This is a genomic window from Chromobacterium sp. ASV23 (assembly GCF_016428945.1).
GTDB lineage: Bacteria > Pseudomonadota > Gammaproteobacteria > Burkholderiales > Chromobacteriaceae > Chromobacterium > Chromobacterium sinusclupearum.
Genome location: NZ_JAELTR010000030.1, coordinates 44,858 through 51,210, shown reverse-complemented (window position 1 = coordinate 51,210; position 6,353 = coordinate 44,858). Strand labels below are relative to the sequence as shown.

Genomic DNA, 6,353 nt, shown 5'->3' with positions numbered 1-6,353 from the left:
GGGCGATGGCGGCCCGCTGCCGCTCGCCGCCCGACAGCTCGCCCGGCTTGTGCTCCAGCCGCTTGCCCAGCCCCACCCGCTCCAGCATCTGGGCGGCGCGGCGCGCAGCTTCCGTCTTGTGCATACGACGGATCAACAGCGGCATCATCACGTTTTCCAGCGCGGAAAATTCCGGCAGCAGGTGATGGAATTGATAGACGAAGCCCAGCGACTCATTGCGCAGCCGGCCGCGCTCGTCCTCGGTCAGCTGGGCCAGGTTCTTGCCCAGCACCTCCACCGTGCCGTGGCTGGGCGTATCCAATCCGCCCAGCAGATGCAGCAGCGTGCTCTTGCCGGAGCCGGAAGCGCCGACGATGGCCAGATGCTCGCCCTTGGCCACGTCCAGATCGATGCCGGACAGCACATCCAGCGCCAGCTTGCCTTCCTGGTAGCGTTTCCCCAGCTGGCGGCAGCTCAATACTTTACTCATAGCGCAGCGCCTCCGCCGGTTGGGTGCGCGCCGCGCGCCAGCTGGGGTACAGCGTGGCGAACAGCGCCAGCAGCAAGGAAATGATGGTGATGGTCGAGACATCGCTCCACTGCACGTCGGACGGCAGGTAGTCGATCATGTAGACGTCGCTGGACAGTATCTTGGCGCCGATGATGCGTTCGATCACCGGCACGATCACATCCAGATTCAGCGCGATGACCACGCCGCTGACCGCGCCCGCCAGCGTGCCCAGCACGCCGGCCACCGCACCCTGGATCATGAAAATCTTCATGATGCTGCCCGGCGACGCCCCCAGCGTGCGCAGGATGGCGATGTCGGCCTGCTTGTCGGTCACCACCATCACCAGCGTGGAGACCAGGTTGAAGGCCGCCACCGCGACGATCAGCGTCAGGATGATGGTCATCATCCGCTTCTCGATCTGCACCGCGCGGAAGTAATTGGCATTGGTATCGGTCCAGTCCGTCACCATCAGCTGCGGCAACTGCGGGCGCAGGCTTTCCTTCAATTGCGGCGCCAAGAGCGGGTCGTCCAGCTTCAGCCGCACGCCGCTGACCGTATCGCCCATGCGTTCCAGCACTTGGGCGTCGCGCAGATTGACCATGGCCAGCGAGGAATCGAACTCGAACATGTCCACCTTGAAAAGGCCCACTACGGTGAACTGCTTGGAGCGCGGAATCATGCCGGCCGGCGTGATATTGCCCTGCGGCGTCATCAGCGTGACCTTGTCGCCGACGCCCACGCCCAGCTGGCGCGCCAGCTCCACGCCCAGCGCCATGCCGAAGCTGCCCGGCTGCAGATTGTCCAGCTTGCCGGCCACCATGTGGCGGCCCACATCCACCACCTGGTTTTCCAGCTTGGGTTCGACGCCGCGCACCAGGCCGCCGCGCACATTGCCGTAGGCGACGAACAGGCCCTGGCTGCTGACAAAAGGCGCCGCCGCCACGACATGCGGCTGCTTGACCAGCATGTCGCGCGCGCCCTGCCAGTTGGGCAGCCGGCCATCATAGCCGCTCACTTCCAAATGCGAGGCCACGCTGAGGATGCGGCCGCGGATTTCCTTCTGGAACCCGTTCATCACCGACAGCACAATGATCAGCGCTGCCACCCCGAGGGCGATGCCGACGATGGAAATCAGCGAAATGAAGGAAATAAACCCGTTGCGGCGCTTGGCGCGCAGATAGCGCAGCCCGATAAAGGCTTCAAATGGCATTGTCAGGCGTCTCGCTCGGAACGGTAGGGGTTGTCCAGGCTCTGCATCATCGCCACCAGGAAGTCGCGCACCTGCCGCTCGTCGCACCCCATCAGCACGGCATCCTCGAAAGCGTCCTGCGCCAGCTGGGCGATCTCTTCCAGATTCTCGCGCATCACTTTCAGCTTCTCGACGCAGGCCACCACATTGCCTTCCGGGTCCTTCCAGACCGGTATTTCAATCTTCAAAGTCATTTTCGTTCCTGAAAACAAGATGCCCGCAAGCTGCGGGCATCAGGCTAGACCCTTGGGTTCAGCGCTTGTGCTTCTTCTTGGCGGCATGCGAGGCCTTGGCCGCCTTTTTGCCGCGCGCCGGCTCGGCCGCCTTGCACTTCTTGCCCTTGCGGCATTTGACTTGCGACTCGGCTTTCTTGGCGCCGCCTTTCACGCTGACGTCATCAGACGTATCGGCCGCCTGGTAGGCGGTGCTACGATTGACCCTGCGCGCTCCATTGTAACGCGCGCTCCAGTAACTCTGTGACAGATTGGCCACTTCAATGTTCTTGCCGGTGCGCGGCGCATGGATGAATTTGTTATTGCCCATGTAAATGCCGACATGGGAATAATTGAAGCCTCGGGTGTTGAAGAACACCAGATCCCCTGGCACCAGTTCGCCGCGGCCGACGGACTTGCCCACCTTGGCCATTTCGGCGGCGGTGCGCGGCAGGTTGACGCGCAGCGACTTCTGGAACACGTAACGGATAAAGCCGCTGCAGTCCAGGCCGTCATCCGGCGTGTTGCCGCCGAAGCGGTAGGCCACGCCCAGGAGACTCATCGCTTGCAAAAGCAGATCACCCACCGCATCCTCTTGCGGAGCGGCGTACTTGGAGATGGGATCGTCCGGTTTGTCGGCCGCCGAGCTGTCGGCTGCCGTTTTGCCATCGACCGGGGGCTTGTCCGGCGCGGCCTTGTCTGGCGCAGCCTGGGCGAAAACCATAAAGCCCGCCAGCGCCAGCGCTGATAAGCGGAGTTGCAATTTCATAGGCCGCACTCTATCGGACGGGACCGGTAGTGTAAAGCCAAGCGGAACGGCGAAAAGCACATGATTCGGGAAACCTTGATTGCAATGCGGGACTTACCGCGACTAAGAGAAATCAGCGGAATTTTGATCCGTCATGGCCTGGGAGAGTTCGCGCAGCGGCTGAAACTGCCCCGCGCCATGGAAAAAGCCGGCGAGTGGCTGAATCTGGGCCTGCCGGACGGCGAATCCGGCCAGCCGACGGCGGTGCGGGTGCGGCTGGCCTTTGAGGAGCTTGGCCCCACCTTCATCAAGCTGGGCCAGATCCTGTCCACCCGCGTCGACGTGTTCCCGCCGGACTGGATAGACGAATTCGAGAAACTGCAAAACCGCGTGCCGCCCTTGCCGCCGGCAGCCGTAGAGCGCCTGGTGCGTGACGCGCTGGGAGACTCGCCCGAGGCGCTGTTCGCCGAATTCGACATGCGGCCGATCGGTTCCGCCTCCATCGCCCAGGTGCACCGCGCCAGGCTGCATGACGGCAGCGAGGTGGCGGTCAAGCTGCGCCGCCCCGGCATCGCGGAAAAAGTGGAGGCCGACCTGCGCATCCTGGCCCACCTGGCCCACCTGCTGGAACTGGAATTTCCGGAACTGCGCCGCTACCAGCCGTCCGGCATCGTCGCCCAGTTCTCGCGCTCTCTGCGGCGCGAGCTGGACCTCGCCATTGAAGCGCGCAATATGGAGCGCTTCGGCAAGGACTTCGCCGACGACCCATGGGTGGAAGTGCCGCGGGTGCACTGGCAATACACCAATGCCGCGGTCAATGTGCAAAGCTACGTCGACGGCATCCCCGCCAGCGACCTGACTCGCTTGGAAAGCAGCGGCCTGGACGCGGTGCTGCTGGCGCAACGCGGCGCCGACGCGGTGCTGAAGATGATTCTGGTCAACGGCTTCTTCCATGCCGACCCCCACCCCGGCAATGTGTTCTTCCTGGCCGACCACCGCATCGCTTTCATCGATTTCGGCATGGTGGGCCGCATCAGCCATGTGCGGCGCGACGAAATCGTCGATCTATTGTCCGCAGTGGCCGAACACAACGAGCACGGCATCATCGACGTGCTGATCGAGTGGACCGGCAACACGCCGGTGGACATGCAAAAATTCGCCGATGAAGTCAGCGAATTCATGTTCCAGTACGAGCACGTGCCGCTGAAGGGCCTGAACATCAGCCAGCTGATCGGCGACATCATGACGCTGATCCGCAATCACGGCATCGTGCTGCCGCCGGACATGGCCATGTTGTTCAAAGCGCTGATCACGCTGGAAGGGCTGGGCCGGCAATTGAACCCGGATTTCCAGCTGGTGGCCCACATCACCCCCTTCGTCAAGGAGCTGATCGTCGCGCGCTACCACCCGGCGGCGCTGCTGAAGCGCGGCCGGCAGTCCTTGTCCGAGGGGCTGGAAATGATCACCGGCCTGCCGCGCGACCTGGTGCGGGTGGGCCGAGACATGCGTCACGGCAAGTTCCGCGTCAACCTGGACCTGCAGCGGCTGGACAGCTTCGGCAAGCAGCTGGACCGCAGCAGCAACCGGCTGACCATGGGCATCGTCACCGGCTGCCTGATCATAGGCTCGTCCATCGTGATGACGGTGAACGCCGGGCCCAAGCTGTTCGGCCTGCCGTTCTTCGGCTTCTTCGGCTTCATGCTGGCGCTGCTCAACAGCGTGTGGCTGGTCTGGTCGATCTGGCGCTCCGGCAAGGATTTATAAGCTCGTCAACACCGACTGAGACGGCAGGCAATACGCAATCGCCACAGCATTAAGTTGCGCCGAGCGGCATCGATACAGGGGCATTCCCGCCTTGATCGGACTCGCGCCATGCGTATTGCCTCCGTAGATGCCAAGCTCGGCAGCAGCTTCACGCAAACCCAATCGCTGGACATCCGGCAAAGCGTGACCGTGACGCAGCAAACTGCGCAGCCTGCCCCGCAGGATAACGTCCAGCTGAGCAGCCAGGGCGTGCAGAGCCTCATGGCTTTGGCGCTGCAAAACGACATCAGCGGCTTGCTCAGCCTGATCAAGGCGATTGTCGAAAAAGCGTTCGGCATCCACATTTGGCTCTGGGACAACAAGTCGCAGCCCGCTACCGGCCAAGCGCCGAGCGCGCCTGCCTCGCCGCCGCCGCAAGTCGACGCTGAGCAAAGCGTTGACTACCAGGACAAACAGCAGCTGCAATTCTCCGCCAACGGCCAGGTCACCACGCAGGACAGCAAGCAATTCCAGTTCTCGCTGAACCTGTCGATGCAGAGCCTTTACCAGTACCACAGCAGCGCCGGCAGCCAGAACGGCGGCCAGCCGCACGACCCGCTGATGATCTCGCTGGGCGCCGACGCCGGCCGCTTCAGCGGCGCCACGGCGAGCTTCGACCTGCAGAACAACGGCCAGATGACCCAGCTCCCCTTCCCCACCGATGGCGGCTGGCTGGTACTGGACAAAAATGGCAGCGGCAAGGTAGGCAACGGCAGCGAGCTGTTCGGCCCGCAATCCGGCAATGGCTTCGCCGACCTGGCCAAATATGATGTCAATCACGATGGCGTGATCGATGAGTCCGACCCCGTGTATGCGCAATTGAGAATCTGGACCGGACGCGGCAGCGACGGCAAAGACCAGCTGGAAACCCTGCAACAGGCGCATATCGGCGCCATTTTGCTGCCCAGCGTCCAGGCGCCGTTGACCATGCGCCAGGACAGCGCCAGCATCGCCCCAACCGCACAGATGGAAAGCGCCGGCGTTTATCTGAAGGACGACGGCCAGGCCGGCATGGTCAGCCAAGTGGACGTCTACGGCTGATCCGGCCGGCTGACGATATCAGCCATGAACCACTTGCGCGACAGCGCCAACAAGGCGCCGTCGCGCTGCAGATGTCCGATAGCGCGATTGACCCGCATCAGCAGCTGCGGATTGTCCTTGCGCATCACCACGCAGGCATCCTCCCGCGCCAGCATCCTCCCCGCGGCCACCAAGTCGCCCCGCGTCTTCAGCATCAGATTCAGCGCCGCCAGCCGATTGATCACGATGGCATCCACTTCGCCTCGGCGCAAGCCGTCGTATTTGGTTAAATCGTCGTGGTACAGATGGACATGTGCCTGCGGCACATTGGCGCGCAGCCACTGTTCATAGTTGGTCTCGGCCCCGACGCCGACGTGCGCGCCAGCCAGATCCGCCGCGCTGTGGAAACGCGCCGCGTCGGCCTTGCGCACCACCATCTGCAAACCGCTATAGGTATAGGGGATGGAAAAATCAAAACGGCGTTGACGCTCGGTGGTCGCCACCACCTGGTTTAGCACCACATCCACCCGGCGGGCCGACAGGCTGCTCAGCATATGGGTCCAGGCAATGGTATGGAAATGCGCCTGAACACCGAGTTGCTTCGCCAGCTCGCGGCCGAAATCCACTTCGAAACCCTGCAACTCGGCCCCGGCCGCGGCGCGAAAACTATAAGGCGGAAACGTTCCCTCCAGGCCTATCTCCAGCACGCCTTTGCGTTGAACCTGCGCCAACTGATCCGCCCTTGCGGTCGACAGCAATAGCGGCAGAACCATAGCCAAGATACCCAGCAGCCTAGACTTCATGATGCTCCTTCCCGCCGATCCACCCATC

Annotated in this window: 7 protein-coding genes; 2 read left to right on the top strand and 5 right to left on the bottom strand. The window is 62.9% G+C overall.

Translation table 11 applies throughout. The features are described from left to right. The 4 genes from JHD59_RS13295 to JHD59_RS13280 form a co-directional block, all read right to left on the bottom strand. Positions 1-469: ATP-binding cassette domain-containing protein (locus JHD59_RS13295; protein ID WP_199154589.1), on the bottom strand; the 469-nt coding region annotated here is incomplete at its 3' end. Beyond that, positions 462-1,700 (bottom strand): lipoprotein-releasing ABC transporter permease subunit, encoded by a 1,239-nt coding sequence (locus tag JHD59_RS13290; RefSeq protein WP_199154588.1) that lies wholly within the window; start codon positions 1,698-1,700, stop codon positions 462-464. The genes JHD59_RS13290 and JHD59_RS13295, both read right to left, overlap by 8 nt. A gap of 2 nt (positions 1,701-1,702) precedes the next feature. Beyond that, on the bottom strand, positions 1,703-1,933 hold the full coding sequence (locus tag JHD59_RS13285) for a hypothetical protein (RefSeq protein ID WP_043626106.1): 231 nt from the start codon (positions 1,931-1,933) through the stop codon (positions 1,703-1,705). A 58-nt stretch (positions 1,934-1,991) separates the two neighbouring features. Further along, entirely contained in the window at positions 1,992-2,720 is a 729-nt protein-coding gene (locus JHD59_RS13280) for a C40 family peptidase (RefSeq protein ID WP_103320380.1), read from the bottom strand. Between the two features lie 84 nt (positions 2,721-2,804). On the opposite strand from JHD59_RS13280, the gene JHD59_RS13275 reads away from it, so the two are divergent. Together JHD59_RS13275 and JHD59_RS13270 are read left to right on the top strand one after the other, a co-directional pair. Beyond that, positions 2,805-4,463 (top strand): ABC1 kinase family protein, encoded by a 1,659-nt coding sequence (locus JHD59_RS13275; protein ID WP_368671585.1) that lies wholly within the window; start codon positions 2,805-2,807, stop codon positions 4,461-4,463. Between the two features lie 108 nt (positions 4,464-4,571). After that, positions 4,572-5,543, top strand: coding sequence for a hypothetical protein (locus JHD59_RS13270; RefSeq protein WP_199154587.1), 972 nt, complete (start codon positions 4,572-4,574; stop codon positions 5,541-5,543). On the opposite strand, the gene JHD59_RS13265 is transcribed toward JHD59_RS13270, so the two are convergent. Continuing rightward, positions 5,534-6,325 (bottom strand): transporter substrate-binding domain-containing protein, encoded by a 792-nt coding sequence (locus JHD59_RS13265; RefSeq protein WP_199154586.1) that lies wholly within the window; start codon positions 6,323-6,325, stop codon positions 5,534-5,536. The genes JHD59_RS13270 and JHD59_RS13265 overlap by 10 nt on opposite strands. Positions 6,326-6,353: the final 28 nt, after the last annotated feature.

What these genes read in the sequence shown, in the direction of transcription:
- JHD59_RS13290 (WP_199154588.1), bottom strand. Translation starts at nt 1,700, where the DNA reads ATGCCATTTGAAGCCTTTATCGGGCTGCGCTATCTGCGCGCCAAGCGC.
- JHD59_RS13285 (WP_043626106.1), bottom strand. Translation starts at nt 1,933, where the DNA reads ATGACTTTGAAGATTGAAATACCGGTCTGGAAGGACCCGGAAGGCAAT.
- JHD59_RS13280 (WP_103320380.1), bottom strand. Translation starts at nt 2,720, where the DNA reads ATGAAATTGCAACTCCGCTTATCAGCGCTGGCGCTGGCGGGCTTTATG.
- JHD59_RS13275 (WP_368671585.1), top strand. Translation starts at nt 2,805, where the DNA reads ATGCGGGACTTACCGCGACTAAGAGAAATCAGCGGAATTTTGATCCGT.
- JHD59_RS13270 (WP_199154587.1), top strand. Translation starts at nt 4,572, where the DNA reads ATGCGTATTGCCTCCGTAGATGCCAAGCTCGGCAGCAGCTTCACGCAA.
- JHD59_RS13265 (WP_199154586.1), bottom strand. Translation starts at nt 6,325, where the DNA reads ATGAAGTCTAGGCTGCTGGGTATCTTGGCTATGGTTCTGCCGCTATTG.